The 24,287-nt window shown below is 71.0% G+C and carries 36 protein-coding genes; all 36 read right to left on the reverse strand.

Annotation, left to right across the window (positions count from 1 at the left end):
• Position 1: 1 nt before the first annotated feature.
• The 36 genes from OIE75_RS20200 to OIE75_RS20375 all read right to left on the reverse strand — a co-directional run bounded on the left by OIE75_RS20200 (position 2) and on the right by OIE75_RS20375 (position 24,213).
• The gene (locus OIE75_RS20200; RefSeq protein ID WP_329471678.1) at positions 2-2,281 is read right to left on the reverse strand and encodes a phage tail tape measure protein; all 2,280 of its coding nucleotides are present in this window, start codon (positions 2,279-2,281) and stop codon (positions 2-4) included.
• 173 nt (positions 2,282-2,454) lie between these two features.
• A complete protein-coding gene (locus OIE75_RS20205; RefSeq protein ID WP_329471679.1) occupies positions 2,455-2,844 on the reverse strand; it encodes a hypothetical protein in 390 nt (129 codons plus the stop codon).
• Between the two features lie 15 nt (positions 2,845-2,859).
• Complete coding sequence (locus OIE75_RS20210; RefSeq protein ID WP_329471680.1) at positions 2,860-3,366, reverse strand: hypothetical protein; 507 nt, start codon at positions 3,364-3,366, stop codon at positions 2,860-2,862.
• A gap of 8 nt (positions 3,367-3,374) precedes the next feature.
• Positions 3,375-3,776 carry a phage tail tube protein gene (locus OIE75_RS20215; protein ID WP_329474025.1) on the reverse strand — a complete coding sequence of 134 codons (402 nt, stop codon included), beginning with the start codon at positions 3,774-3,776 and terminating at the stop codon, positions 3,375-3,377.
• Between the two features lie 81 nt (positions 3,777-3,857).
• Positions 3,858-4,595 (reverse strand): hypothetical protein, encoded by a 738-nt coding sequence (locus tag OIE75_RS20220; RefSeq protein ID WP_329471681.1) that lies wholly within the window; start codon positions 4,593-4,595, stop codon positions 3,858-3,860.
• A complete protein-coding gene (locus OIE75_RS20225; RefSeq protein WP_329471682.1) occupies positions 4,588-4,788 on the reverse strand; it encodes a hypothetical protein in 201 nt (66 codons plus the stop codon). The genes OIE75_RS20220 and OIE75_RS20225 overlap by 8 nt, the downstream gene beginning before the upstream one ends.
• A complete protein-coding gene (locus tag OIE75_RS20230) occupies positions 4,788-5,237 on the reverse strand; it encodes a hypothetical protein (RefSeq protein WP_329471683.1) in 450 nt (149 codons plus the stop codon). Before OIE75_RS20230 ends, OIE75_RS20225 begins: the two co-directional genes overlap by 1 nt.
• Positions 5,238-5,248: 11 nt before the next feature.
• Positions 5,249-5,851, reverse strand: a complete 603-nt coding sequence (locus OIE75_RS20235) for a phage gp6-like head-tail connector protein (RefSeq protein WP_329471684.1) — start codon at positions 5,849-5,851, stop codon at positions 5,249-5,251.
• Position 5,852: 1 nt separating this feature from the next.
• Entirely contained in the window at positions 5,853-6,104 is a 252-nt protein-coding gene (locus tag OIE75_RS20240) for a hypothetical protein (RefSeq protein WP_329471685.1), read from the reverse strand.
• A 73-nt stretch (positions 6,105-6,177) separates the two neighbouring features.
• Positions 6,178-7,569, reverse strand: a complete 1,392-nt coding sequence (locus OIE75_RS20245; RefSeq protein WP_329471686.1) for a phage major capsid protein — start codon at positions 7,567-7,569, stop codon at positions 6,178-6,180.
• A 137-nt stretch (positions 7,570-7,706) separates the two neighbouring features.
• The gene (locus OIE75_RS20250; RefSeq protein WP_329471688.1) at positions 7,707-8,381 is read right to left on the reverse strand and encodes an HK97 family phage prohead protease; all 675 of its coding nucleotides are present in this window, start codon (positions 8,379-8,381) and stop codon (positions 7,707-7,709) included.
• A complete protein-coding gene (locus OIE75_RS20255; RefSeq protein WP_329471689.1) occupies positions 8,378-9,592 on the reverse strand; it encodes a phage portal protein in 1,215 nt (404 codons plus the stop codon). Before OIE75_RS20255 ends, OIE75_RS20250 begins: the two co-directional genes overlap by 4 nt.
• A 12-nt stretch (positions 9,593-9,604) precedes the next feature.
• Positions 9,605-11,167 carry a terminase large subunit domain-containing protein gene (locus OIE75_RS20260; protein ID WP_329471690.1) on the reverse strand — a complete coding sequence of 521 codons (1,563 nt, stop codon included), beginning with the start codon at positions 11,165-11,167 and terminating at the stop codon, positions 9,605-9,607.
• Complete coding sequence (locus OIE75_RS20265) at positions 11,130-11,405, reverse strand: hypothetical protein (protein WP_329471691.1); 276 nt, start codon at positions 11,403-11,405, stop codon at positions 11,130-11,132. Before OIE75_RS20265 ends, OIE75_RS20260 begins: the two co-directional genes overlap by 38 nt.
• Positions 11,406-11,563: 158 nt before the next feature.
• Positions 11,564-11,824, reverse strand: a complete 261-nt coding sequence (locus OIE75_RS20270) for a hypothetical protein (protein WP_329471692.1) — start codon at positions 11,822-11,824, stop codon at positions 11,564-11,566.
• A 10-nt stretch (positions 11,825-11,834) separates the two neighbouring features.
• On the reverse strand, positions 11,835-12,128 hold the full coding sequence (locus OIE75_RS20275; RefSeq protein WP_329471693.1) for an HNH endonuclease: 294 nt from the start codon (positions 12,126-12,128) through the stop codon (positions 11,835-11,837).
• A gap of 186 nt (positions 12,129-12,314) precedes the next feature.
• A complete protein-coding gene (locus tag OIE75_RS20280; RefSeq protein ID WP_329471694.1) occupies positions 12,315-12,812 on the reverse strand; it encodes a hypothetical protein in 498 nt (165 codons plus the stop codon).
• A gap of 314 nt (positions 12,813-13,126) precedes the next feature.
• A complete protein-coding gene (locus OIE75_RS20285) occupies positions 13,127-13,327 on the reverse strand; it encodes a hypothetical protein (protein ID WP_329471695.1) in 201 nt (66 codons plus the stop codon).
• Positions 13,328-13,450: 123 nt separating this feature from the next.
• The gene (locus OIE75_RS20290) at positions 13,451-15,643 is read right to left on the reverse strand and encodes an FtsK/SpoIIIE domain-containing protein (protein ID WP_329471696.1); all 2,193 of its coding nucleotides are present in this window, start codon (positions 15,641-15,643) and stop codon (positions 13,451-13,453) included.
• A gap of 85 nt (positions 15,644-15,728) precedes the next feature.
• Positions 15,729-15,905, reverse strand: a complete 177-nt coding sequence (locus tag OIE75_RS20295; protein WP_329471697.1) for a DUF6257 family protein — start codon at positions 15,903-15,905, stop codon at positions 15,729-15,731.
• Between the two features lie 2 nt (positions 15,906-15,907).
• Positions 15,908-16,216 carry a FeoB-associated Cys-rich membrane protein gene (locus tag OIE75_RS20300; RefSeq protein ID WP_443078448.1) on the reverse strand — a complete coding sequence of 103 codons (309 nt, stop codon included), beginning with the start codon at positions 16,214-16,216 and terminating at the stop codon, positions 15,908-15,910.
• Complete coding sequence (locus tag OIE75_RS20305) at positions 16,213-16,401, reverse strand: hypothetical protein (protein WP_329474027.1); 189 nt, start codon at positions 16,399-16,401, stop codon at positions 16,213-16,215. Before OIE75_RS20305 ends, OIE75_RS20300 begins: the two co-directional genes overlap by 4 nt.
• Complete coding sequence (locus OIE75_RS20310; protein ID WP_329471699.1) at positions 16,401-17,498, reverse strand: conjugal transfer protein; 1,098 nt, start codon at positions 17,496-17,498, stop codon at positions 16,401-16,403. Before OIE75_RS20310 ends, OIE75_RS20305 begins: the two co-directional genes overlap by 1 nt.
• Positions 17,495-17,713 (reverse strand): hypothetical protein, encoded by a 219-nt coding sequence (locus OIE75_RS20315; RefSeq protein ID WP_329471700.1) that lies wholly within the window; start codon positions 17,711-17,713, stop codon positions 17,495-17,497. Before OIE75_RS20315 ends, OIE75_RS20310 begins: the two co-directional genes overlap by 4 nt.
• Positions 17,710-18,438, reverse strand: coding sequence for a DUF6907 domain-containing protein (locus tag OIE75_RS20320; protein ID WP_329471701.1), 729 nt, complete (start codon positions 18,436-18,438; stop codon positions 17,710-17,712). The genes OIE75_RS20315 and OIE75_RS20320 overlap by 4 nt, the downstream gene beginning before the upstream one ends.
• Entirely contained in the window at positions 18,435-18,596 is a 162-nt protein-coding gene (locus OIE75_RS20325) for a hypothetical protein (protein WP_329471702.1), read from the reverse strand. The genes OIE75_RS20320 and OIE75_RS20325 overlap by 4 nt, the downstream gene beginning before the upstream one ends.
• A 95-nt stretch (positions 18,597-18,691) precedes the next feature.
• The gene (locus OIE75_RS20330) at positions 18,692-18,925 is read right to left on the reverse strand and encodes a hypothetical protein (protein WP_329471703.1); all 234 of its coding nucleotides are present in this window, start codon (positions 18,923-18,925) and stop codon (positions 18,692-18,694) included.
• Between the two features lie 41 nt (positions 18,926-18,966).
• Positions 18,967-19,587: a hypothetical protein gene (locus OIE75_RS20335; RefSeq protein WP_329471704.1), complete on the reverse strand. Its 621-nt coding sequence runs from the start codon at positions 19,585-19,587 to the stop codon at positions 18,967-18,969.
• The gene (locus tag OIE75_RS20340) at positions 19,584-19,976 is read right to left on the reverse strand and encodes a hypothetical protein (protein ID WP_329471705.1); all 393 of its coding nucleotides are present in this window, start codon (positions 19,974-19,976) and stop codon (positions 19,584-19,586) included. Before OIE75_RS20340 ends, OIE75_RS20335 begins: the two co-directional genes overlap by 4 nt.
• A complete protein-coding gene (locus OIE75_RS20345; RefSeq protein WP_329471706.1) occupies positions 19,973-20,179 on the reverse strand; it encodes a hypothetical protein in 207 nt (68 codons plus the stop codon). The genes OIE75_RS20340 and OIE75_RS20345 overlap by 4 nt, the downstream gene beginning before the upstream one ends.
• A gap of 13 nt (positions 20,180-20,192) precedes the next feature.
• Complete coding sequence (locus OIE75_RS20350) at positions 20,193-20,696, reverse strand: single-stranded DNA-binding protein (protein WP_329471707.1); 504 nt, start codon at positions 20,694-20,696, stop codon at positions 20,193-20,195.
• Positions 20,697-20,797: 101 nt separating this feature from the next.
• Positions 20,798-21,136 carry a DUF3846 domain-containing protein gene (locus tag OIE75_RS20355; protein ID WP_329471708.1) on the reverse strand — a complete coding sequence of 113 codons (339 nt, stop codon included), beginning with the start codon at positions 21,134-21,136 and terminating at the stop codon, positions 20,798-20,800.
• Positions 21,137-21,158: 22 nt separating this feature from the next.
• Complete coding sequence (locus tag OIE75_RS20360; RefSeq protein WP_329471709.1) at positions 21,159-21,467, reverse strand: hypothetical protein; 309 nt, start codon at positions 21,465-21,467, stop codon at positions 21,159-21,161.
• Positions 21,464-21,682: a hypothetical protein gene (locus tag OIE75_RS20365; RefSeq protein ID WP_329471710.1), complete on the reverse strand. Its 219-nt coding sequence runs from the start codon at positions 21,680-21,682 to the stop codon at positions 21,464-21,466. The genes OIE75_RS20360 and OIE75_RS20365 overlap by 4 nt, the downstream gene beginning before the upstream one ends.
• Before the next feature lie 42 nt (positions 21,683-21,724).
• A complete protein-coding gene (locus OIE75_RS20370) occupies positions 21,725-23,401 on the reverse strand; it encodes a YfjI family protein (protein ID WP_329471711.1) in 1,677 nt (558 codons plus the stop codon).
• Positions 23,356-24,213 (reverse strand): toprim domain-containing protein, encoded by an 858-nt coding sequence (locus OIE75_RS20375; protein WP_329471712.1) that lies wholly within the window; start codon positions 24,211-24,213, stop codon positions 23,356-23,358. The genes OIE75_RS20370 and OIE75_RS20375 overlap by 46 nt, the downstream gene beginning before the upstream one ends.
• Between the last annotated feature and the right edge of the window lie 74 nt (positions 24,214-24,287).

Raw genomic sequence — 24,287 nt, forward strand, 5'->3', positions numbered from 1 at the left:
CTCACCCCTCCGCGAACTTGACGACGCTGCCGCCCGCCTGGGTGCGGACGGACTCCTGGAAGAACTCGCGGAAGGCCCTGCTGCCGCCGACGAACTCGAACAGCACCTTCACCTGGGCCTGCGCCGCGCCGAGGTTCCCGGCGGACGCGGGTGCCACGCCCATCTGCGAGGCCGCGGGCTGGTAGGCGGACGGGTCGACGATGCTGCGCATGGCCTCGTCGACCACGCCGGCGTTGTCCTCGGCGCCCATAGCGATGCCGGCGGGAATCCAGCGGCCGATCTCATCGGCCGCCAGCTTCGAGGGGGACCCGATGTGCAGGAAGTCCTTCACCGGGTCCACGATGTAGTCGCTGGCGAAGTTGGAGACCATCGACCACAACCAGCCGCCCGCCGCGCTGATGCCGTCCCAGATGCCGTACACGAAGTCCAGGCCCGCGTTGTACATGCGCCAGCCCTGGTTGCCGAGGGCGCCCGCCAGACTGCCGGGCAGGCCCCGGGCCCATGAGACGAGGGACGCGGCCCGGTCGACGGCGGCGTCCTTCATCGACTGGAAGGCGTCCCAGCCACGCCTGCGGACGGAGTTCCCGAGGCCGCCCAGGGCGTTCCAGGCGCGGTTGGGCAGGCCCTGCACGCTGCCGATAAAGCTGTTCCACTGGCGGCTGACGGGTCCGGCGATGTAGTTGGACCACAGGCCGGAGAACCAGCCGCCGACCCGGGCGCCGATGGCGTTGAAGACCGCCGGGGCCCGGTCGGCCATGTCGCCGACCCAGCCGGTGAAGCTGTTCCACCAGCGGGGCACGTTGGTCACCAGGGCGTCGATGAGGCTGGAGACGAACCCGACCATGAGGGAGATGCCGACGGCGGAGATGCCGACGGCGACCAGGGCGGGCAGCGCGGCCATGGCGAGCAGGATCGCGCCGGCGATGGCCACGGCCTGGAGGACTTCCAGGGGGTTGGCCATGGCCCACTCGGCGACGCGCTGCCCCGCGCCCTTGAGGCCCTCGATGGCCCGGGGGACGAGGTCGGTGACGATGCGCTCGCCGAGACGCTGCCCGAGGACGAACACGAAGTCGAGGATGCGGTCGATGCCCTCGGTGCCGCCCTGTCCGGCGGCCTCCCAGGCGGCATTGATCTCGCTGCCGAACTTGTCCTTGAAGTTCGTCACGGCGGGCAGGACGACGCCGCCGAGGAAGTCGATGATGTTCTGCTGGACGGTCCGCTTGAACGCCTCCATCTTCATCGCGGGGCTGTCCTCGAGCTTGTCGACGACCTTGTCCGCGGCGCCCGCGACGTCCTCGAACCCGCCGGCGGCCGCGGCGGATGCCGGGTCCAGCGCGTACAGGGCGTCGGCCTGCGTGTTGGCGAGGTCGCCGAACAGGACTTGCGCGGCACCCAGGCGGGTGGTGGCGTTGTCGGTGTCCCTGAGGGCGTCCATGGTGTCCTGCAGCGCGGACGTGGCCTCGTCGCCGCCCGCGCGCATGCGCCGGCCGATGTCCTCGCCGTTCAGGCCGATCGACCCGAACGCCTCGTTGACCTTCTCGCCGCCGGCCAGGGCCATCTCGGAGAAGATGCCGATGGCGTCCGCGATGGCGTCGGAGTCCCGCGCGCCGGCCTCCAGGCCCTGGCTGATCAGACCCATGGCCGTCTGGCCGTCCAGGCCCACGCGACGGAACAGGGTGCTGTACTCGTTGAGCGTGTCCAAGAGGTCGTCGCTCTTGTTCGCGGTGCTGGAGAGGCCCGCGGCGATGAGGTCCATGGCCTCGTCGAAGTCGTCGGCGAGGCCGGTCTTGACCAGCTGTCCGGCGGCCGCGGTGGCCTTGTTGAGGTCCTGGTCGAAGGCCTTCGCGAGTCCGAGGGTCTTCTTGGTCATGTCCTCCAGGCCCTGCTGGTCCCCGGTGAACTCGTCCATGTTGAGCGTGACGGACTTGATCGCGTCGCCGACCTCGGTAGCGGACTCGCCCCAGCCGTCGGTGAACACGTTGGTCATGGCGTCGGTGGCGGCGCCGACGTCGGCGGTCGTGTTCGCCAGCTGCGCCTCCAGGCGAGTGGTCGCCTCGGAGACGTCCATCGCCTGAGCGAACGTAGACATCAGCGCGGCCCCCGCCAGGGCGCCCGCGGCGGCGCCCGCGGCGGCGAGGGCCGTGCCCATCTTCGAGCCGTTCTGGGCGGCGGCATCCGCCATCCCGTCCGTCTCGGTCTCCACCGTGTCCCGGGCCGAACGCATCCCGGGCCCGGTCTCGTCCCGGGCGGACAGCGAGAACACGAGGCTGGTGTCCGACACGGCGGCCTCCCTCCGGTAGGGGTGTCACCGCCGCTTGGACTGCTGGCGGGCTTTCTCCATCTGCGCGAGGTACTCGTCCAGCCAGGCCAGGAGATGGTCCGTCTCCTCGACCGTGAGCAGGTCCCAGTCCCGCGGGGTGAGGTGCAGCAGGTGAGCCGCGTTGCCGAGGTGGTTCAGACGGCGAACGGCAGCCGGGCTTTTCCCTCGTCCTCCGGCGCCTCGTCGTGGCCCTTGAGCATGGCCTCGATCATGTCCTCGTCGCCGTTCTTCTCCCGCAGCCGCTCCACCGCGAGGTCGATCTCACCCTTGGTCATCTCGATGGTGAGTTCGTCCCAGCAGAAGTCGACGTCGTCGAAGCTGATCGTCGGGTGCTGGCGCTTGAGCAGGACGTGCAGCAGCGCCCGCCGACACAGGGAGTCGCCCTTGAGGACGCCCATGGCGAAGTCCTTGAACGCCCGCCCGGTGCGCTTCTCCAGGGCCTCCCGCTCGGCCGACAGGAGCTTGTTCGGGTTGTAGTCGAAGACCTGCTCGGCGCCGTCTTCCGGGTTGTACGTGACCCGCACGGGGGCCTCCTTCGGTCAGTTGGAGCGGGATGCGATGCGGTTGACCATGTCCGCCAGGGCGAACTGGACCTGCCGCTTGTAGTGGGCGTCCTGGCCCTCGAACGCGTGGTCGAACCACTTGACCTTGCCGGTCTGCTGCACCCACACCTCGCGGTTGCCGTAGACCGGGTGCCGCCAGCCGCTGGCCCTGTTGGTGCGTTTCGGCGCGTTGGGGAAGTTCCGCAGGTTCTTCGTCTTGAACGCCTTGATCTTGGCGCCGGGGAACTTGCCCGTGATACGGACCTCCGGCCGGATCTTCCTGGCGATCGCGGTCTTGAGGGCCGGGCCGGAGTGCGGCGTCGTCGAGGCCATCGACATGATCGCGCTCTTGGCCTGCGAGGCCCCCGGCTTGAGGGCCTCACGCATGTTCTTCGTGAGTTCCTTCCGCAGCTCCTTGCCGTCTTCCTCGGCACGGAGCGCGTTGGAGATGTTCCGCAGGTTCGTAGCGGTCAGCTCCAGGTGCAGCCGCGACGTGTCCGCCACAGCAGCCCCTACGTGGTGGCGCGGGTAACGGCGCCGGAGGTGGGGAAGCCCAGCGACACGGTGGCCTCGTCGCCGACCGACCCGGTGATCGGGTTCCAGCCGTTGATGAGGATGCTGCCGCTGTAGGAGGGGTTGCTGGTGCCCACCGCGGCCTGGTCGGCGCGGACCACGAACGGCACGACCGTGCCCAGCAGCGGCCACATGATCGCGTCGAGCTTCGTGGCGGCGAAGTCCTGGAGGAACTCGCAGCCCAGCTCACCGGACTTCAGCCCGCCGACGACTTCCTTCCAGCCCAGCGACTTGTAGTTGGTGACGTCCTTCTCCTCGACCTCGACCGTGAGTTCCGCCTTGCGCGTGAACTCGGACAGGTCGTTGGAGTTGATGGACAGGAACTCGGCGGTCAGCACCATCTTCGGCACGGCCGGCCTCCCTTTCTGGCATGACGGAAGGCCCGCCCCCCAGGTTGGGGCCGGGCCGTGAGGGTGGGTTGGTCAGCCGATGCCGAGAGCAGCGGCGAACAGGAAGCTGGGCGTGGTGCCGGTGATGGTCCACGCCAGGCGCCACCACGTGTGGGCGATGGCAGTGCCGTCGGTGCGCAGGATCTGCCCGCCCGGGGCGGTGGCTGCGGCGAACGTGAGCCGGGTGGTGGGGCTGGCGAAGGTGTTGTCCGCGGCCGACTCCACCCGCGCGGTGACGGACGGCGTGGTGCCGGCGGCGGACAGGACGTGCAGGGCCGCGAACATCCGCTTGCTCGCTGGGACCGCGCCAAGCTGGAGTCCGCTCCCGGTGCCGGTCGCGGTACGGATCGTGCCGGGCGGGTGGGCGAACTGGCCGCGCACCAGCGGCCAGCTGCTCTTTGCGGTGGACGTCCAGGGGGCGACCTCGCCGACCTCGGCGAGCAGGGTGTAGTCGGCGCGCATCGCCCGGGTGAAGTAGGCCAGGCCGCCCACGGTCGCGCTGTGGTTGGCGCTCACCGACCAGGGGCCGACGCCGCCGAGCTGCGACCAAGAAGCGTCATCGACCTTCGTGTCGTCGCCCGCCTCCCACTGGCCCTCGCCGGAGATCTCCGCCGAGCCGAGGCCGCCGATGACCTCCTTGTAGCCGTCGGAGCCGTAGTTCGTGGTCTCCTTCGCGTCGACCTCACCGGTCAGCTCCACCTTGTTGGAGTTGCTGGTCAGGTCCAGGCCGACCGCGAAACAGCGGACGTTGGTCAGGACGGTCTTAGGCATCGTCGCCCTCCCCCTTCCTGCTCTTGCGCCGGGCGGGCGGTGGGGCGGCGGTGACTTCCTCGGCGACGCCGGAGGCCACTAGGTGGGCGGCGACAGTGGTGGGCAGGTCGCCGATCTCGCTGCCCTCGGCGGGCCAGGGCCGGTCATGCAGGACCGCGCCGTCGGGCCCGCCCACCAGGATCCGGATCTTCATCAGGTACTCCCGTCTCCGATGACCTTGAGCACCAGTTCGGCGCCGATGTACGTGGAGCCCGCGTGCTCGAACCAGCGGTAGCCCTGCACGCGCTGGACGTGGATGTCGTCGGCCAGGCCCCCGAGGGCCATCTCGCCGGGGGCGCCGCGGGCGTTCTCGATCGCGGCCTTGAGCGACGACGGGCCCGACCCGGACAGCAGCGCGTCGACGAGGCGCTGCGAGGAACGGTCGTCCTGGCGGCCGGCCAGCACGCGGCACGTGAACAACAGCTCGTCGAGCTTGCGGCCCATGGCCTTGTCGAAGTTGACCTCGACTTCGCCGACGAAGAAGCACGGGGCGAGGACTGCGTCCGGGACGTAGCCGGTGCACTTCAGCTTGCCCGTCCCGGCGGGCAGGGTGACGGCGGCGGCAGCGGCAGCGATCGCGTCACGGACGGCGGAGATCTGCACGGTGCCTCCCCTCAGAAGCCGGGCAAGACGTAGGGCTCGATCAGGTTCCACACGTCGGGGTCGCGGCGGGACAGCCGGACCACGCCCCACTCGGCGGAGCCCATGACGCCCTCGGGCGAGTCAGCGCGCTTGAACAGCCGGGACGCCTGGATCATCGCGGCCTCCGCGATGTCGTCCGGGACGGCCGGCCAGCCGAACCGCGCGGTGACTCGGATACGGGTGGAGGCCAGCCCCCACGTGGAGCCCAGGCGCAGAAGGCTGTCGACCGGCTTCCCGTCGGCCAGGGCGTTGTCGGGGCGCGCCTCCCAGCCGGTGATGGTCGACCAGGAGTCGCCCGAGCTGGCCTCCACCAGCAGGCCGCTGGTGTCGCCGATCTCGTCGACCAGGAGCACGTCGCCGTCGCCCTCGCAGACGATGCGCCCGTCCAGCCGGTAGCTGCGGGCGGTCGGCGCCTCGTCCAGCCAGAAGCCGTGCCCCGCGCGGCCGGTGGCCCGGTCGATGGCGCGCGAGGCGGCCTTCACCGCGCGCTCGGCCCGGACGTCCTTGGCAGTGTCGTCAAGGTCGATACCGAGCTGGGCCTTGAGGTCGGCCGCCGTGACGTACTCCCGGGCCACGTCAGCTCTCGCTCTTGGGCTGCTGGCGGCGGCCCTTGGGCGGCTCGGCCCGCTGCTCGGCCTCGGTCTTCAGCACGGGGGCGGCGGGGACGTCGGCCGGCTTCTGCTGTTCGCGGCTGGGTTCCTTGTGGCCGCGCAGCCGCAGCTGCTCGTCAACCTGCTTCACGCGGTCGTCCAGGCCGCGCTGCACCAGGCCCTCGCGCTCGCGCAGCAGGGCCGCGACCATCGTGTCCTCGGACTGGGACTCGCTCATCTCTTCCTCCAGGGTGGGGAGCAGGCGGGGAACGGGCGGGCCGCCGGAGTCGTAGCGGCCCGCCCGCCAGGGGTCAGGCCCCGGTGAACGTGGGCGTGATCAGGCCGGTCCCGCCGATCTTGCGGGCGTGCGGCTGCCGCTGGAACGTGAACGCGTAGTAGCCGTACACGACCAGCAGGACACCGAGGTTGGCAGCCTTGGGCTGCTCGGCCCGGATGTACATGGGCGCGTCCGGGTCCTCCCACAGGTGGCACTCCTGCCGGTCCACCAGGAAGATCTCGTCTTCGTTGGTGCCCGCGCCGAGGTTGACCGCGATGTTGTTGTCCACGATCACGGGGGTGCCGTTGGGCAGGATGCCGCGCACGCCGCGCCCGTAGGCCTCGGCGTAGTTCGCGCCGAGGGTCTGGGCGACGACACCCGGCTGAGTGATCAGCGGATACGAGGTGCCCATGGCGTTCTGCATCCAGTACCAGCGCCGGGAGTGCATGACCGCGAGGTTGTCGCCGGACGCCTGGTCCAGCAGCGCGCCCTCCACCCCGGCCAGTCCCTCGATCACCTTCGGGTACAGCTCGGCCGTGGTCGGCGTCGCGTCGGTGTAGGCGACCGCGGTCGCCACGTTCGACAGACCCACCGTCGCCGCGTTGAGCATGGTCGTGTCCAGGCGGCTGCCGTAGGCGCGGAAGAGGTCGTCCAGGATCACGTCCTCAACGCCGGCGCCGCGCTCGATGGACTGCCGGGAGGCGGTCTGCTGGCCGGCCGCGGTACGGACCGGCACGGACAGGGCCGTGTCGTCCATGTCCTGCTCGGCCACCGAGCCGTTCTCCAACGACTGGTTGTCGACGCTGGAGCCGGTGGTGACCCGGGAGATCTCCACCGTCATGCCGGTCCGCGGCAGGGTGTGACGGCGGCACGCGTCGGCGAACGGCCGGTTGGTCCGGGCGAGCGGCGCGTACATGTCGGTCAGGTACTGCGGCACCACCAGGCCGGCGAACGCGCCGGTGCCGACCGCGCGCTGGAGCTGGTCGCCGCGCTCGGTCCGCTCCTCCTGCATGTGGCGGGAGAGTCGGTCGCGCGCCTCGTAGTCGCCGAGGAACGCGGCGGCCACGTCCTGCTGGAACTGGGCGCCGCGCCGGTCCTGGTCGGGCCGATAGGTCCGCTCCTCGGCGCCGACCCGGTGTACCCGGTCGTAGGCCGGGGCGCGGGTGGCGGCCGGCACGGTGCGGGCCTGGAGCTGCGCCAGCTCCTCCTCGCGGGCCTGCTCGGCCTCCAGGCCGGCGAGGGCCTCCTGGCGGCGGGTGACCTCGGCGTCGGCCGTGTCGCGCCGCTCGATCTGCGCGCGGGCCTGCTCCTCAGTCAGGCTCTCGTCGGAGCGCAGCGCCATCAGCGCGTCCTGCTCCTGCTGTCGTGCGTTGATCGCCGTGTCCAGGGCGGTGCGCGCCTGGGCGATCAGCTCGGCGAGAGTCATCTCGTCGTCCTTTCGTCGTCGTGATTCAGGCGCCCCGTGTCCAGGTCAGACGGCCACCCGAGGCCTTGGCGCCGGGTGGGCTCGTGCGCGCAGAGCGCAGGGCAGAACTCCCGCCGGACGGCGGGAAGCTTCAGGGGTCAGCGGGCGAGCGCGATGTCGACCAGCGCCCGGGCCCGGTTCGTCACCGGTGCGGCCGCGCGCTGGCGCATGCTCGCGCCGGTGTAGGGGTTGGCGCCGTAGCCGACGATCGCGACGTCCCCGCGGTGGATGTCGTACCGGTTGATCCGGTACTCGGTGTAGTCCGGGGACCACTGGCCCGACTCGATGCGGAACGCGAAGGACATCTCGTCGACGAGGCCGGCGCGCAACTTCGGCGCGATGTACGCGACGTCGTAGTCCGCCGGGTCCAGGGCCGGTGCGCGCACGTCCAGGCCGGTGGCGCTCTCCGTGAGGAACAGCGTGCCGGTCGTGGTGCGGGCCATGCGGCGCAGCTGGTCGTGGCCGAGGACGAGAGGGACGTCCAGGTCGGCGCGCGCCAGGGAGTCGGCGCCAGCGCCCTCGGTGACGATCTCGGTGTACGGGCCGAACATGTCCCACATCTCGTAGGCCTGCTCGTACACGCTGGCCTGGCCGACGAACTCCAGGGTTCCGGCGTCACCGGACTCGCGGACCTGGACGCCGGACAGGGTGGCGCGGACGGTGGCCCGGGCGGAGGCGTGCTCGGCGCAGCGTCGCTGCGAGGGGCGGTCGGCGCGCTGGACGGTCTGCTGCGCCCTCTCGGCCGCCGCGGCGGCGAGCGCGGGTGTGGTCATGACGATGCTCCCGGTACGGCGTTGGTGGGCGGGGTAGGCACGGAGCGCTGGCCGAACAGCCGGTCGAACTCGGCGAGCTGGTCGTCGGTGAACGGCGGGAGGTTCTCCAGGGCGCGGGCCTCGGAGGGGGCCAGCGTGCGGTTGGTGATCCGTGCGCCGATGGTGCGGGCCCGGGCCTCCGGGTCCATCCGCAGCAGCGCGTCGGTGTTGAGCTTCACGAACCGGGGGCCGGACACCAGGCGCCGGCTGAAGGCGTCCTCGCGGCGGCCCACCGCCGGACCCAAGTGCATGATCAGGAATTGGAGGTTGCGCTGCGTCATGCTCGCGTAGGTGATGCTGCTCCCCGACACGGCCACGTCGATCAGGTCGCCGGGGCAGCCGAAGAACCTGGCGATGTCCCCCGCTCCGTACTGCCGGGCCTCGAGGAACGACGACTGCGAGGCCACGGCCTGGATCGGCTTGTACTCCCAGTCCATGCCGTGCACGAACAGGCCCGAGCTGTCGACCGCGGCCCGGAAGTTCTCGCGGGCGATCCGCGCGCCGTCCTTGTCCACGGTCTTCGTGTTGTTCTTCAGCTCGGCCAGCGGCACCGCGCCGCCGGCGAACCAGTCCCGCGCGAACTGCTGCGCGGACAGGGACTCCTCGATCGTCCACGCCGCATACGCCACCGGCGACAGACCGAGCGGCATCCCCGCCACGGTGTACTGCCGCTCGTGCCAGACGTCCCACGGCTCGTACTCGTGGCCGTCGATGATGTACTTCGTGATCGTCCGCCCCCGGCCCCGGACACTGACCGAGCCCAGCTCGACGAGATCGATCCGGCCGGGCAGGCCCCGCCCGTCCGGGCCGATCACCCCCGACCGTTCGGTGATGATGCCGAAGGTGTTGCCCGCACGGTCCAGGTCGAACTCGGTGGAGTACATCCACTCGCGCATGCCGACCTCGGTCCCGCCCGGCGCCACCAGGACGGGAGGCTTGGGGACCTCCACCTGGATGCCGTTGACGTACCGGTAGACGTCGATCGGGAACGACGACACCAGGTCTGCCCGCAGCCGCAGGCACGCCCACACCGCCGCGTTGCGGAGCGCGCTGTCGTTGGTGACGTGCACCCTCCCGCTACGCCGCTCGCGCCCCTGCGTCAGCAGATCCTCCGCAGAGGAGATCTGAGCCTCGCGGGTGAACGCGCCCTTCAGCTTGGACCAGGCGCCCACGTCCGCCTCCCCTCACGCGAACGAGTCCGCGATGTCGTAGTCCTCGATGACGTGCGGCCCGCGGATCAGCAGCGCCCACCGCGCGAAGGTCACCGCGCACAGCGGGCTGATGTCCACCAGCGACGCGGTCCGGTCCAGTTGCCAGGCATCCCCGTTGCGCCTCGTCCGCGCCCCGTTCACGGCGGCCGTCAGCGGTACCTGGTCCAGGTGCCGGAGCGTGCCCTGGTTCATGGCGTCGGCCAACTGGCCGCACGCCTCCGTGATGTCCCCAGCCCGCATCACCGCGAGGTCGCCGCGCTGCGGGTTGGCCTTGTCCTCCGGGGACTCGATGCCCGCGGCCGCCAGGTCGTCGATGAGGGAACCGGCCGGCGCCCCCGACGAGGCCACCGCGACGGCCACCGGCTTCCACAGCTTGTGCAGCTTGGTCACGGCAGGAACCACCCACGCCGTCCCCGGCCGCCGGGCCACGACCTCCACGTGCACCCGGCCGTCCGGCCGCAGCGAGGCCGCGGCGATGGAGGCATGGGCGCGGTCCTGCGAGACGTCGATGGCCAGCGCCACGCTGTCCGCGACCGGCTTGCTGTCGGCGTCGGTCAGGCCCGTCCACTTCGCCTTGGGCACGTTCGGGTCGGTCGGTGGCGTCGGCTTCCTGGTCCGGTTCAGATAGGCCCGGTCGAACTCGGCCGGGTCCATCTTCTCCAGCTCGGCCGCGATGATCTCCTCGGTCACCGTGTAGCCGAGCGCGGGCAGCGTCGCTCGCCACGTCGCCGGGTCCGCCCGGTCCATGTCCTCCGGGGCGTACCACTCGAAGTACGCAGCCCGCGGCCGCGCGGCTGCGGCGTCCTCGGCGAGCGCCTCGAACAGGGCCTCGATCAGTTCGCGGCCCTTCTCCCGCTTCTTGTTGAGCCACACGCTCTTGGTCGTGCCGCCGGCCGATGCCCACCACAGCTGGGCCATGGCCCGCGTCAGCATCGCCGGGGAGAACGCCTGCTCCAGCCGGTCGTCTTCGTGGGCGAACGCCTCGTCGATGAACCCGAGGTCGAGCGGCGGGCCGTGGCCGGCCTTCTCGGTGTTGGCCGTGATGCCCATCCGGCTGCGCTTGCCGGGGAACAGGATGGCCTCGTTGCCGTTGCTCTTCCGGATCCGCGCGTACCGGGCGAGGTCGGAGCTGGAGATCTTCTCCCAAAACTCGTCCTCCCAGCGCTGCCGCGCCATGCCCCGGGTCTGCGCCGCGTACACGATGTTCTGCCGAGGCCAGGCCATTGCCCGGTGAACCTGCGCCCCCAGGGTCAGCTCCGTCTTGCCCTGCTGACGGGAGACGGACAGGCCGATCTCCCGGTGAGCGAACAGGCCGGTGCCCGGGTCCAGCTCCAGGGCGACGTCGCTGACGTACTTCTGCCAGGGCATCGGCGGGGCGCCGAGCTTGGCCATGACCTTCCACAGCTTCGGCCCGAGCGACGGACGGTCCGGGTGCCGTGGCGTCCCCCAGCGCGGCGGGCACGTGAGCCCGTACCGCTCGTACAGATCCTCGGCGAACTCAGTCGGGGGAGCCCAGGTCTCCGAGGTCGTCGTCATCGTCCGGCGCCCGCCCCTCCAAGATCTGGGCGAGCGTCTGGCGTAGCTCGCGGGCCAGTTGAGGAAGGAGCCGATCGTCTTGGGCGACCGGCTCGCCGCACGTCTTGCACTCGCCGGTTCGGGCGGCGTCGATCCGGCCGGCCAGCGCGTAGGCCAGTTCCGTCAGGGACGGCTCGACGCCGACCAGGTCGCCGAGCTGCTCGACGTCGCTGCGCACGGCGTCCTCGACGGTGCCCACGGCGCCACCCCCTTCCATGATCATCCGGCGTAATCAGCCCGGGGAGAGAAAAATGACAGGGGGGCGCGGGGTTGCGATATGTCCGATCTCAAAAAATCTTGGACGATCTCAGATCGGATCAGCTTCGATCACCACTCTGACCTGCGCCGATGCGGCGTTCAGCCGGTTCGTCCGAGCCGGGTGAAGGGGCCCATGGTCGATGCGTGCTCGGCGGCGAGGGCCTCGTAGTCGAGGCCGGTGGGGGCGTCCACCAGGCCGGTGTTGTAGCCGCAGGCACAGACGATGGTGACCTTGCCGGTGTGCCGGTACTCCATCCACTGTTCGCCGTTCGTGCCGGTGGGTGCGGGGCGCGATTCGGTGCGGGCGAGGAGATACAGGTGATGGTCGGGGGCCCAAGGCTGTTGGATGTGGGCGGTCAAGGCGTTCCTCCTACGGTCCAGCGAACCAGTCGACCGAGGTGACCAGTTGGGTGACGGCGGCGAGGGGTTTGTCGCCCTTCTCGTTGTTGCACTTGCGGAGGCAGACGGGACAGCCGCGGTTGCCGTGGATCGGGGCGAGGTTGTCGGGGTCCTTGCGGGCGCCGCCCTTGCTGACGGGCTGGATGTGGTCGACGGCGGTGGCGTGGCCGTGGCCGCAGACGATGCACACGTCGGACTCGGCGAGGACTTGGGCGCGGAGCTTGCGGAACTCGTAGGAGACCAGCTCGCTGCGGTCGGTGGCCACGGTCAGTCCTTGCGGCGCTGCTTGAGGGCGTCCTCGATGGCGTTCCAGCCGTAGGCGAAGAGGGCGGCCAGGCCGACGGGGATGAAGGCGATCAGGAGCGTGGGCCAGGTCTCGCCCATGGTTGCCTCCAGGTCTGGGCATGACGGAGGCCCCGCCGGCGGGCAGGGCCTCGGGTGTTCGTGGCGGCTACTGCTGCACGGTGCCATCCAGCGCTTCGGCGATCTTCGGTGCCATGCGCTTGCTGTCGGCGAGAGCGGCCTCGTCGCGCGTCGGCAGGGTGATCGCCCACGCGTCTCGGGTGACTGCGACGCCGCCGAACTGCTTGGACAGGACGACCCATCCGTCCAAGGCCTGCGGGTTGGGGAACATGTTGATGCCCGCCTGCCCGGCCGGCTTGCTCTGGTCGGTGACGGTGAACTTGTAGGCGGTGCCGCCGACCTTGCTGATGTAGCTGGGGTCGGTTTCTTCCCGGAGCTTGGTGACGGTGAAGCCTGCGCCTGCGAGTGCGTCGGCGATGTCCTGCGCGGTCTCGTAGTTGCCGGCGGCCGGGGCGTTGGTGGTCGCGGCGGCCGGGCTCTTTGACGGGGCCGGAGGTGCGCTGGTGTCGTCGCTGTTGCTGCTGCACGCGGTGAGCGCGAGGGCGAGGGCGGCGAGGGCTGCGGCGGTTGTGGCGCGGGCGTGCATGGGTCCCCCAGGGATGGCTGATGCTGGCGGGGCCATCATCGAGCATGTGGAGGCGCCGTGAAGGTGCAGTGATGTGGCTGTGACACGACGAAGCCCCGACCGGGAACCCATGCGGTCGGGGCTTCGTCGTGAGATTGAAGAGCCCCGGCCGCTCCGCGACGAGCGTTTGAGTACCGGGGCGAAGCTTGGCCGATGCCGGTCGCGGCTGTGGCGTCGGACCTCCGTGCCTCCGGCTCAGAAGCCGGGGCTGCCTTTGGTGCCTGTTTCGGGGCACAGTTGTACACCCGGATCGTCACACAGCTTCTGACCTGCGGTCAAGCAGCGCTGCGTGTGCGGCGTTCGAGGAGGATGGCGGTGACGTCTTCGAGGCGGTACCAGGGCTGTCGTTCGGTGCCGCCGGCGCGGGTGAGGCGGCCTCGGTAGACGAGGTTGCGCACGCCTCCGAGGCTGCTGTCGAGGAGCCTGGCGGCTTGGTGGGCGGTGACGTAGCCGGGGCGGATGTTCTGCGACTCCATGCCCTCCATGATGCCCCCTGAGGCTGTGGATCAGGGGGTGATCCTTCACCCCTCTACGGGCACTACCGTGCAGGTCGCTGGCCTCTACGGGCCCCACTACCGGGGTAGCGGGGCCCCTCTACATCAGGCGCTGTCCGGAGAGTCTCCGGAAGGGGTCTCCGTAGCGGGGGGCGTAGTGGGCTCCCCCTCTACCCGCCGTGCCGCGAGGAGCAGTTCGGCGGGCACCGCGGCCTCAAGGTCGGCCCTGCGGTAGCCGGCCCGGTTGATGCCGCCGACTTTGACCTGCTTGGTGGTGCGGTCGACGCCCGCGGCTTCCAGCTCGGCGGCCAGCTGCTCGGCGTCCCAGTCTCCGTACCGGTCCTCGTCGACGTTGACGAGGCGATCGAGGAGGTCGGCGGTATGCATGCGGTCGGTGTGCCGCATGACGTCGAGGCAGTCGGACAGGACAGGGGCGATGGACAGGCCCGCCTGGTCGGCGGCGGCGGTGACGTCGCCGACCGCGTCGCCGGTGAGCTGCTTGTGGGTGATGCGCAGGGCACGGCCGCGCTGGCACAGCTCGGCGAAGCCGGGGCCGGGCAGGAAGTCGGCGCGGACGGTGACGAAGCTGGCGGGCCCGGTGACCAGCACGCCGGTGCCCCGGTGGTCTTCGGAGAGGACGGAGGCGTCGGCACCCTGCGCGGCCTTGCCCTTGCCGAGGACCATGTCCGAGCTGGTCTGGTCGACGACCTGCGTGCAGTACCGCAGGGTGATGATCTCCCGGAGCTTGGTGGGCACGGAGTCGGCGTCGGGTCGCTGGGAGGCGAAGTTGGAGATGAACCCGGCGGCCGGGCCGCGGCGGGCGATGCGGCACAGGTCGTTGATGACCTGCTCGCGGTCGTCGCGCTCCATCGCGGTGAAGTACTCCTGGAGTTCGTCGATCGTGACGAAGATGACGGGCAGGTTGTACTTCTCGACGATGGCCGGGGTGAGCTTGCCCTCGGGGCAGACGGAGACGGGCAGGCCGCGCAGCAGCACGAACCGGCGTTCCATCTCGGCGAGCAGCTCCTTGAGCATGGCCTTGAGGGCTTCCACGGCGTCGTCCTCGGCGCCCATGACGAGGCGGTGGGCGACGGCCTTCATGGGCATCCAGTCGGCGCCGCCCTTGCCGTCGGCGACGTAGTGCCGGACGTAGGGGTCGAGGAGGCCGGCGGCGGTCATGAGGCGCTGGGTGAACGTCTTTCCGCGGCGGGGGAGGCCGCCGAAGAACAGGGACTGCCACATGATCGGCACGGTGATGCGGTTGCCGCGGGCGTCCTGCCCGAAGGGGATCGGTTCCCACACGGAGAACTTCTCGGCCTTGACCAGCGGCGACGGGTTCGGGTCGCCGAGGTAGGGGTCATCGTCGGCGACCCACATGGAGACGCGTCCGGCGTTGCCGCCGGCGGCCGCGCGGACGCGGGCGGCGATGACCTGGATTTCGTCGACGCCGAGTTCGGCGGCGATGGCGGTTCGCTTGGCGAGGACGTCGGCGGCGGTCTTCCCGCCGCCCTTGGGCAGGTCGAAGATGACGGCCCAGCCGTTGCCGTCGCGGACGGGCCCCATGACGCAGGTGATGCGGGGGCCTTCGTCGTCGCCCTTGCCCTGCTTGAGCAGGCCGGCGGCGCGCAGGGCGTCGTTGAGCTGCTGCGCGGACATGTCGATGCGCAGGGGCGGTGTGGGGTTGTCGAGGAGCTGCACGTCGTCGCCGCGGCCGAGGTAGGCGAGGGGGAGCGCGGCGGCGGCGACCATGCCGGCCTGGACGGGCAGCGGGGCGAGGTACCAGCCGACGGCGGTTGCGGCGACGGCGGTTGCGGCGGCGCCCCACCTCCAGCGGCGGGTGATGGTGCGCTGCCGGTGGGCGAGGGCGTAGCGGGCGGCGGTCTCGACGTCTTCGGGCTTGGCCTTGACCTGCGCGCGCAGGGCTTTTACGGGGGCGGTCTGGTCGTGGGCGGTGAGGGTGGGCCACAGGCCGCGCACAGCACGCCACAGGCCCTTGGTGGCCAGCCACGCGGTACGGAGGGCGTACTTGGGTGCCCGCAGCAGGTGGTAGCGGGCGTGCCACAGGCAGAGCCGGCCGAGGGCGGCGGTGTTGGCCTTGAGGCTGGCGGCGGACCGCGCCCAGGTGGGGAGGATCGGCACGTCGGGGACGGTGAGCCAGTCGGCGAGGGGGTTGTCCGGCCGGTCGACGGCCTCGCCCTCGTGGTTGTCGTCGCCGGGGGGCTCGGGGGCGAACTTGAGCAGGCTCACCTGCGGGTTGGCGTGGCCGTTGACTACGGGCGGGGTGAGGGTTTCCGTCATGATGATGCTCTCCGGTCGTTCTGTTGGGCGGTCCGGGGCCCGGGGCGGCGGCTGCTTGGCGGTAGGACGCCGCCCCGGGGTTGAGCTACTTGCCGTTCTTGCGCTTGGCGGCCTGACGCTCGATGCGCTCGACGCGCCTCTTGAGGTCACTGATGTCGACGTTGGGGCCTGCCATGCCACGCTTGGCCATGCGGGCGATCAGCGTTCCGATGCGAGCCTTCTCGCCGAACGTGAGGTCGCTGGACTTGATGTCGTCGGCCATGGTCACTTGCCCTTCTGGTAGTCGCGCCACATGGACCGGAGGACCAGGGCGAGGATCGCGACGGACACGGCGCCGATAGCGACGGCGACGGCGAACAGGGCGGCGACCAGGCCCCCGGCGATGCCGAGGAACCCGATCGTCAGCCACTTCTTGGCGTCGAACTCGGACCGGACGGCCGGGGCCGGGGTGACCGGCTGCGGCTGGGCGGCCTGCTGGGTGGCGAGGACGGCAGCGACGATCTGCGCGACGTCGACACTGTTCTGCGCGGCCTCGCGGGCGGCGGCTTCCGCCTTCTCCAGGGCGTCACTCACGACGTCCACCCCCGGACGGTGCGGGAGATGCGGGGCCAGGCCCAGACGCCCAGGGCGGCGGCGAGCAGCGGCGGGTAGGAGGCGGCGGCCACGGCGGCGGTGCCGGCGATGGCGAGGAGGATCGCGCCCAGGGCCGGGAAGGCGACGAGGAGGCCGAGGAGGGCGCCGAAGATGATGCGCATCATCACGCGTAGCCCCCGTTCCCGGGGTCCCGCTTGGCCTTCGGCTTGCGCGAGAGGACGGTGCGGACGTAGGCCTCGTCGACTGAGATCCGGTGCCGGTCGGCGACCGCGCGGACGATGTCGGAGGCGCGCGCATCATCGCCGAGGGATGATGCGGCCTCCCGGATAGCTGCGGTCTTCGCGCCGCGCGGCAGGGCGTTGACCTGCTGCGCATCATCCGCATCATCGCGTTCGACTTCGTACTCGGCGGGCTTGCGGCCGAGGACCAGGGCGACGGCTACGGCGTCGACGTGGATGTCGTAGGTGCCGAGGAGGTGGGCGAGTTCGGCGGGGGCCGCATCAGGCCGCGCATCATGCGCGAGGCGGATCGCATCATCCGGGTCCATGCCGGCGAAGTGGGCGCGCAGGGCCTCGGTCGCGGACACCGGCCGGGGCGTTGCGGGGTCCTTCTGGGACCTCTCAACCACCGGGGCGTCGTACATGGATGCGAGGGCCGCATCGGCTCCGTCCTTCACACGGTGGCGTTGCACCTCGACGAGACCGGCGCCCAGCTCGGCGTCACCGACGCCGACGTGCCGGGCCAGCCGCCAGTAGCGACGCACCGCCGATTTCTGCTTCCGCGCGTCGGGGTGCCCGTTGGCGACGGCCCGGTGGTGGGCGATCTGGCGGGCGACGTCGGCGTTGCGGCGCTGGGTCTCGGCGTCCACGCCGGTGGTGAAGACGACCACCGACCGGGCGACGAAGCCCAGGCCCTCGGCGGCGCCGGACATGGCCAGCGGGGTGACCGCGTACACCGCGGCCTCCCGGGCCGTCTCGGCGATCGTGACGCCGATGCACGCGGCGGAGACGGGGGCGAGCCACATACCGAGCCGGACGACACCCGGGGAGGACTGGCCGAGCATGGTCCGCAGCAGCATGACCAGGGCCAGGATCAGGGTGAGGCCCTCGCCGGCGGCGACGACGCCCGCGGCCGTGGCCTGCCGGTGGAACTCGGTGACGGCGTTGGTGTAGGTGCCCCAGCCGCCGGCGGCGCCGACGGCGACCATGAGGACGGCGGCGACGACCAGGACGGCGATCTGCCACCCGGTGAGCTTCCTCATCGCTGCTCACCCCGCTCTGCCTCGATCGTGGCGAGCAGGACGCGCAGGCGGCAGTTGAGGGCGAACGCCGCGGTCCGCATGTCGTGGTCGTCGTGGATGTTCAGGCTGGCGGTCTCATCGAGGATCTGCCGGGTGACGGCGAGTTCTACGTCGAGGCTGGCGAAGACCACGGGCGTCTTGGCCGGGTCGTGCAGCGGGTCGTAGGCGGTGGTCATCGCTGCTCACCTCGCAGGTGGTCGAGGCCGGTGATGGCCCGGTCGAGGCGGACGGCGGCGACGCGGAGGGCCTGGGCGATGTGCCGGGCGTCCTCGGGGGCGACGTTGGCGTCGACGTCGACGCGGATGGACAGCAGCGGCGCCTGCTCCCGCTGCTTGTCGGCGTGCGGTGCGTGGGTGATGTTGGCTTCGAGGACGGGGATGCGGCCGTACCGGGCGGTGACGGCGCCGGCGGTGGTGGAGGGCCCGTTGTGGGTGAGGTCGGCGAGGTAGCCGACCAGCTCGTCGTCGTGGCCGACGCACCAGGCGGGTTCGGGCACGGTGACCTCGCCCTGGTCGAGGGTCTGGAGGGTGACGGATCCCTGGCTGTACCGGGGGTCCTGCGGGGTGCGCGGGGCGGCCGGGCGCCGGGTGTAGGCGCGGTCGATCGCGGCGTCGAGTTCGGCCGCGTGCTCGGGGGTGATCCGCTCGGCGACGACGGAGGCTTCCCGGTGCAGGTCGATGACGGAGGCTGCGCCGAGGTAGCCCTCGATCTCGCGGCGGACGTCGAGGACGTCCATGTCGGCGAGCGGGGGTTCGCCGCCCATCTGGGCGTGGCCGATGGCGAGGGCGGTGCGCAGCTGCTCACGGGACAGCGGGAGGGCGATCTGGACGATGGCGAGGTTGTCGGCCTGGTCGTCGCCGACGATCTCGGTGGGCCCGAAGACGGGCGGGACTGCGCTCATCGGGCACCGCCGGTCTTGGCGATGGTGCCGGTGACTCCGGCCGCGGTGACGCGCACGGTGAGGGTGCGGCCCGGGTTCCGGCGGATGATGCCCGCGGCGATGAGCCGGCGGGTCGGGGTGGTGCCGCGGCGGACCGCGGGCATGGCAATATCGGTCATGCCGACTCCTGCTCTGATCAGGATGTTCGGTAGAGGGCCGGGTGGCGCGCGCGCCGGGGGCTGCAACCCCCGAGCTGCTGCCCGGTCCTCGCTGTCTATTCGGTTGTGGTGCCGCCAGTCTTCCGGCGCTCGTACTTCTTGATCGCCTTGTCGACGGCGTTCCAGCTGAGGCCGAGGTCGCGGGCGACGTCGGCGATGGTGCCGAGGTCGGCTACTCCTTCGAGTAGGGCCTCGGCGCGGCGGTCGGCGGCTTCGGTGACGAGGCCGGTGAGCTGCTGCAACAGCGCGTCCTCGTCGTGGATCCGTTCCCGCCAGGGTCTCGGTTCCATCACCGCTACGCTAATCCAACCCGGGGTTAGATGCAAGCTCTTCACGCTGCTTCCTCCGGCTGGAAGTGCAGGAGCATCAGCCAGTCCCGCTCGGTCTCGTAGGCGTAACCGCACCACCGGCACTTCACCCTGGCCTGGCCTGGTAGCCGGGAGATGACCGCGCCGCACACCACGCCGTCCGTGTCCGCGGCAACGCACGTCCCCAGCCGCTGCGCGCGCGGCGCCGGGTCGCCGACGATCGAGCGAGCGGCCAGCTCCAGCTCCCGCACCTCCCGCGCCAACTCGCCGGCTGCCGGGTAGTGCTCGGCGATCCACTCCAGCTCCATCGCGAGCCAGCGGCAGTCCGGGGCGAGGTCGGCCGGCGGCGGCCCGCCGTGGTGAGGCCAGCGGACGCGCTGCACGTCGGTACGCCACAGGTGGATCACCTCGGCGGCCCGCGCGGTGTTCACCTCGTCGAGGACGGACTCGTCGAGCGGTGACCGGGGGCCGGCCGTGCTCGCCGTGACGAACTCGGCGGGCCCGGACCGGCGGGGCACCAGGCACTCGGCGACCTCGTCGTACAGGGTCGGCAGGTCGGCCAGCTGCGCGGTCAGGCGGACGATGTGCCGCTCGCACAGGTACCGGCCGCCCGCGTCGGCGCCGCACAGCTCGCATGCGGTCAAGGCGTCTCCTCGTAGCTGGTGTTGACGGGCGGGCAGGGCCACCGCATCGGCCCGCATACGGCACAGGTCGCGGGCATGCCGGCCTCGGCCGACGCGTACACGTCCAGGGGGTGATGGCGGGTCCGGAGCAGGGCGTGGGCCAGGTCGACGGCGCCCCGCCGGAACGGGGACGCCAGCGCCAGGTCCGGGTGGGACCGCGCGACGTAGTCGTGGGCGGTCTCCAGCCAGGCGGCGAGCGGCTCGGCGACCCTGGCCGGGATGGCGCCACCGGCCACCGCCACGGGATCGCCGGGCGGCACCGACCGCAGCTCGGCCACGGCTGCGGCGAGCACCTGCGCGGCGCCAGGGGTCCGGACCAGACCGGACCCTTTCTCGTCGTCGGCGGTCACGACCGAGCCTCACACAGCTGGTCGATCTGGTACTGGCGGAAGCTGTTCAGGTAGCGGTCGCCGACCGCGCGCTTCAGCGCGGCCTCGGCCTCGGTGGCGCCGCGGTGCGCCTCCCGGCCGGCCAGCCACGCCTGGACGGTGTTCGCGGCCGTCCCGCCCAGGACGACGCCGACGATCAGGATCTGGATCTCGTTCGGTGTCACGGTGACTCCTTGATCAGAAGGGGGGTTCGTCGGTGGCCGGGGCGCCCTGCGCGGGCGGGGTGCTGCCCCAGCCGCTGCCCTGCTGCTGGCCGTTGGCGGGCTTCGCGCCGGCCCAGCCGTCATCCGTGGGCGTTCCCCCACGGCTGCCGCCGCCGCTGGCCTTGGTGACCTTGGCGGTGGCGAAGGTGAGGGACGGGCCGACCTCGTCGACGTCCAGCTCGTAGACGGTGCGCTTGACCTGCTCGCGGTCCTCGTAGCTGCGCTGCTTCAGCCGGCCCTGGACGATGACGCGGTGGCCGCGCTGGAGGGACTCGGCGACGTGCTCGGCGGCCTGCCTCCACACCGAGCAGGTGAGGAACAGGGCCTCCCCGTCCTCCCAAGCGTTCGTCGTCTTGTTGAAGGTGCGCGGGGTGGACGCAATGCGGAACTTCGCGACGGCCGCACCGGACGGGGTGAAGCGCAGCTCGGGGTCGTCGACCAGATTGCCGACGACGGTGATCACGGTCTCGCCTGCCATGGCGAACTCCTTCGGGGTCGAGCCGTGACCGTTACGGTCACGGCTGAGATGCTGGGCGGGTGGCCGGCCCGGTTCCCGCGGGCCGGCCGCTGTCGTGCGGGTCAGCCGGTGATGTCGCTCAGTTCCCGGAGGATGCGGTCGGCGTCCCAGGGCGTGAGGGGGTTGACGTGGCTCCCGTATCCGGTGATCAGGACGGGGCCGTGCAGGCTGTTGGTGTGGCCGTACCGGTTGACGAGGTTGTCGACGATGGCGTTGTAGCCCCACCGGTCGCGGCCGTCCTCGTCGAGCCAGAGGACGACGCCGGTGGTGAGGTCGAAGGCCTCGATGTCGGAGCAGCGGAGGACCGCGGCTGCGTATTCGGCGAAGTTCTCAGGGGTGGCGGGCAGGTTGAGGAGGACGATGTCGCGGTCCTCGGTGACGAGGATGGCGTCGTGCTGCATGAGGGCTCCTTACGCGTGCGGGTCAGCGGGTGACGCCGGCGCTGGCGAGGAACTCGGCGCGCCTGGCGGGATCCTGGAGCTTGCGGGCGTCGGCCACCCAGGCGGCGTGCATGCGGGGCGCGGCGTCCTGGTGGTCGGCGCACAGGGTGATCACGACGGCGCTGGATTCGGCGGGCCGCTGCTGCGAGATGCCGTTGCGGACGGAGAGGACGCCGCGCTTGCCGCAGGCGCCGTGTTCGGCGGTGCACGCGCCGACGTCGATGCCGGTGGTCTGCACGGTGTACGTGGTGTCGCGGTCGTCGCCCAGGGCGATGACGGTCTCTGTGATCACGGGGTCTCCTCGGTGGTGTCGTTTGTGGGGGACAGGGTGTCCCCCACAGTTCCGTCGGTCGGGCCGACGGAAGCTTGGCGGCGGAGCTTGGCGGCGTGGCGGTGGGCGAGGCCTCGCTGTCGGGCGGCGTTGAGGGCGGCGCGGCGGGCCTTGGCGGCTTCGATCCGGCGGCGGGCGGCGGCGATCTTCTCCGCCACGACGTCATCGACGTTCACGGGTGCCGCCTGGGCGGGGTGCCTGGCTTTCTGTCATTTCTGTCAGGCACTCCTTAGGTGTGTATCTGAACCTTCTTCTTCTTCTTTTCGCCATGACTTGTCCCAGATGAGGGGGTGTGGGAGGAATTTGGGCGAGGGGCGTCGCCCTCGCTGTCCCTCTGCACGGGGCTCCTCGGGGACAGGTAGAGCCCAACCGCGGTCAATCAGCACGCGGATCGCGTCCTGAACGGTTTCAGCGGTCACGCCATCCGGGCCCCAGGCGTTGCCGTCGACGCCGCGCTGGGCATCCCGAACGCTGAACGGCTGGGTGATCTGGTCCGGCTTGCGCCGCCGCAGCCACTCCAGGACGTCCCGCGCCGGGGTGAGCTGCCCCTCCCGGTTCGCGCCCATCAGATCGAGGCAGAGACGGGCGTGCTGAACGAAGTACGGGGCGAGCGCCTTGGCCGCCTCGAACTGCTCGACGGTGACGTGCCTGGCCTGAACGTCGGCGTACAGGGCGAGCAGGCCGGCGACCCGCGCGATCTTCCCGGGGAGCTTGCTGGCCCAGGAAGCCATCTGGTGGAGGTCGCCGCCGCGCCGCAGCCGCTCCTGGAGGCTCTCCTGGAAGACGTACATGGCTTCGCTGGCCTCTTCGGTGAAGGTGACCACGCGCACCAGCGGGCTCTTCCACAGCGTGTTGACGAGCGCCTGTAGCCGCTGCTCGAGGTCCGTCAGCAACTCCTCGGGGATGGCGACGGATGCGCGGGGGTCTTGGTAGCCCAGTCGGGACGGCGGGAAGCTGTACAGGAAGCGCTGCACGAATCCGTTGTGCAGCATCTCGTCGTCCTTCTTGCGCCCCAACTGCTCGAGGATCACGGGCTGGATGAGCAGGCCGACCGCCAGGTGGGCGCTCTCCATCTCGATGGAGTCACGGCCGATGCGGTCGACGGGCATGGCCTTGCCGTCGTAGGCGTCGAGAGCGAATCCGGTGTCGGAGGCACCGCTGTTGTAGAGGCCGCCCATCTGCTTCAGCAGGGTGCCTTCCGAGTGGATGACGGCCATGCGACCGTCCTGCTGGGACGCCTTCTGCGGCATCGCTGCCGGTGTGATGTCACCGAACAGCAGCCGCGGCAGGGAGGGAACGGGCCCCAGGTCGGCGAGCGTCCGCCGGGCGAGCTTCGCCTCGTCCATCTTCAGCTTGAACGTGTCCGGCTTAGCCTTGATCGCGGCCTTCTCGGCGTCGTCGAGGCGGGCTTGCGCGACCTTCAGGGCCTGCTCGGCCTCCTCGATCTCCGGCACAGCCTCCTCGCGGAGGTGCTTCTCGATCTGCCGGAGCGCGTCGCTGAACGGACCTTCGGCGGCGCTCTTCCGTTCGCCCGCCCCCGCCACGGTTGCTGTCCAGACGGAGGATGCCTCCGACCAGCCGGGCCGGATCTTGATCTGCGCACGCCCGCCGACAGCCGTCGAAATGGCGGCGAGCGAGATCATGGCCGGGATGTCGGGCGCGACCTGCACCTGGTCGGTGACAGCGTCGACGACAGCGCTCAACTCGGGGCCCAGGAGATGGGTGGGGAACGGGGTGAGCTTGGGGCGGTCAATGGAAATGGGCTCATCCCATCCCCCCGGGAGGTGCCTGACAGAAATGACGGAATCCCCACCCGGGGCCACGTCGTCCGCCCACTGAGGTCCTGCGTTCACTGGGTCACCGCCGGATCGCCAGGGCACGGGACCGGCGCCCATACCTGGTTGAACTCGGAGTCGGTGTGGCCGGCGGCGAAGTGGTCGGCGGCGTCCTTGCCGGTACGGGCCTGGACGACGTACACGGAGTGCGCCAGGTTGCGCAGCGACTCGACGACGGCGGTGGCGTGCTCGCGCCCCTTGGCGTCGCGGTCGGCGACGATGGTGACGTCGGCGCCTTCGAGGTACTGGGCGTGCTCGGCGGTCCACTTGCCGCTGCCGCCCGCGTTGCAGGTGGCGACCAGGCCGTGGTCGACGAGAGCGTGGACGTCCTTCTCGCCCTCGGCGATCCAGATCACGCGGTCGGCTTCCTTTGCGGCGAGCAGCTCGGGCAGTCGGTACGGAACCAGCGGCACGAGCCGGTTGCCGTGCTCGTCGTTGAGGGACCAGCGGCGCCCGGACTTGGTGGTCGGATCGGGTCGCCACTGCGCGAAGTCCTTGGCGTCGCACCGGGTGACGCCGTGGACGGTACGGCCGTTGGCGTCGCGGTAGATGTACTGGGCGACCCGCTTGTGGCCGTGGCGCTGGCACGGGATCCAGGTGTCGTCGGCCGGCCGGTCGTCATTGCGCTCGAGGGGCCTGTCGAAGAGGTCGGCGAGAGTCCAGCCGATCTCGGTCAGGAAGTCCTCGTTGCCCAGGCACTTGTGGCAGTAGACGGCGACGCCCTCGGCGGTGCGCTTGATGGCGACTGTGTCGGGGGCGTCACCGTCGTGGCAGATACCGCGGGTACGGAGCACGCCGCCCTGGTAGCGCGCGGGCTCGCCACGGCTGCTGATGAGGTCAGCGAGCCTGTTGTAGGCGATTGCGTCGGTCACGAACTGCTCTCTTCTACGAGCTGGATCAGGTGGTTCGTGGTGCGGGCGGGCGCGCCGGGGGAGTGTCGGCGCCC

Origin of the sequence: Streptomyces sp. NBC_01723 (genome assembly GCF_036246005.1) — a bacterium.
In the GTDB taxonomy this organism is placed as follows: domain Bacteria; phylum Actinomycetota; class Actinomycetes; order Streptomycetales; family Streptomycetaceae; genus Streptomyces.